Below are 1,430 nucleotides of genomic sequence, written 5' to 3'. Positions count from 1 at the left end.
CTTACTTCGTGCTGCCGAGCAGGGTCTTGACGCGAGCAATTTCGCGACGCACCCGGCGGATGTCGTGTGTCTTCGGCAGCTGGCCGGTGACCTGCTGCATACGGACAGAGAACTGTTCCTTACGCAGGTCGATCAGGTGGGCCTTGAGGTCGTCAGCCGACTTTTCACGGAGAGTTTTGATATCCATCAGCGCACCGTCCGGGTCACGAAAGTGGTGGTGACCGAGAGCTTCGCAGCGGCCAGGCGGAACGCCTCGCGTGCCACTTCCTCGGTAACACCCTCGATTTCATAGATCATGCGGCCGGGCTGGATCTGGGCCACCCAGTATTCCACGTTGCCCTTACCCGAACCCATTCGAACTTCGATGGGCTTCTTGGTGATGGGCTTGTCGGGGAACACTCGGATCCACATCTTGCCGCCGCGCTTCACGTAGCGGCTGATCGAGCGGCGAGCCGCTTCGATCTGACGCGCGGTCAGCTGACCGTGGGCGGTTGCCTTCAGGCCGTACTCGCCAAAGCTGACAGCGTTTGCGCTCCAGCTGAGGCCTTCGTTACGGCCCTTGTGCACCTTGCGGTACTTGGTTCGCTTGGGTTGCAACATTGTCGTTACCTCGCTTCACGAGCCGGGCGCTGACGGTCACCGCGGTCGCCGCGATCATGACGATCGTTGCGCGACGGGGTGTCGTCCTGCTTTTCCTGGCCAACCTGGGAGAAATCGAAGACCTCGCCCTTGTAGATCCAGACCTTGATGCCGATGATGCCGTAGGTCGTCTTGGCTTCAGCGAAGCCATAGTCGATGTCGGCACGCAGCGTGTGCAGCGGCACGCGGCCTTCGCGGTACCACTCCGAACGGGCGATTTCTGCACCGTTGAGGCGGCCACCGACGTTGACCTTGATGCCCAGGGCACCCAGGCGCATCGCGTTGCCGACCGAGCGCTTCATTGCACGGCGGAACATGATGCGACGCTCCAGCTGCTGCGCGATCGATTCGGCAACCAGCTGTGCGTCCAGCTCGGGCTTGCGCACTTCGGTGACGTTGATGTGCGCCGGGACGCCCATCATCTCGCTCACTTCCTTGCGCAGCTTCTCGATGTCCTCACCGCGCTTGCCGATCACCACGCCCGGACGGGCGGTGTGGATCGTCACGCGAGCGGTCTTTGCCGGACGCTCGATCAGGATCTTGCTGATGCCGGCCTGAGCCAGCTTCTTGCGCAGCATTTCGCGCACTTTCAGGTCGGCTGCCAGGTAACCAGCGAACTCGGCCTTGTTGGCGTACCACTTGGAGTTCCAGTCCTTGGAAATGCCGAGGCGGATACCAATCGGATGAACTTTATGACCCATGGTCTTTTCCTTATCCGCTTACTTGGCGGCGCCAACAACCACAGTGATGTGGCTGGTGCGCTTGAGGATGCGGGTACCGCGGCCTTTCGC

Annotated in this window: 3 protein-coding genes and 1 pseudogene; all 4 read right to left on the bottom strand. The window is 61.4% G+C overall.

Features of this window, described 5'->3' with window-relative positions:
• Position 1: 1 nt before the first annotated feature.
• Positions 2-187: a 50S ribosomal protein L29 gene (rpmC, locus tag DBR20_RS03395; RefSeq protein ID WP_025879306.1), complete on the bottom strand. Its 186-nt coding sequence runs from the start codon at positions 185-187 to the stop codon at positions 2-4.
• Positions 187-600, bottom strand: a complete 414-nt coding sequence (gene rplP, locus DBR20_RS03390; RefSeq protein WP_025879305.1) for a 50S ribosomal protein L16 — start codon at positions 598-600, stop codon at positions 187-189. Before rplP ends, rpmC begins: the two co-directional genes overlap by 1 nt.
• Before the next feature lie 5 nt (positions 601-605).
• Positions 606-1,340, bottom strand: coding sequence for a 30S ribosomal protein S3 (gene rpsC, locus DBR20_RS03385; RefSeq protein ID WP_004145350.1), 735 nt, complete (start codon positions 1,338-1,340; stop codon positions 606-608).
• Positions 1,341-1,358: 18 nt separating this feature from the next.
• Positions 1,359-1,430 (bottom strand): annotated as a pseudogene (gene rplV, locus DBR20_RS03380) (50S ribosomal protein L22); the annotation flags it as partial.

It is taken from the genome of Stenotrophomonas sp. HMWF023 (genome assembly GCF_003060985.1).
GTDB classification, from domain to species: Bacteria; Pseudomonadota; Gammaproteobacteria; order Xanthomonadales; family Xanthomonadaceae; genus Stenotrophomonas; species Stenotrophomonas lactitubi.
Note: the sequence above shows the minus strand (reverse complement) of the source record. Positions and strands in the feature narration are given on the sequence as shown.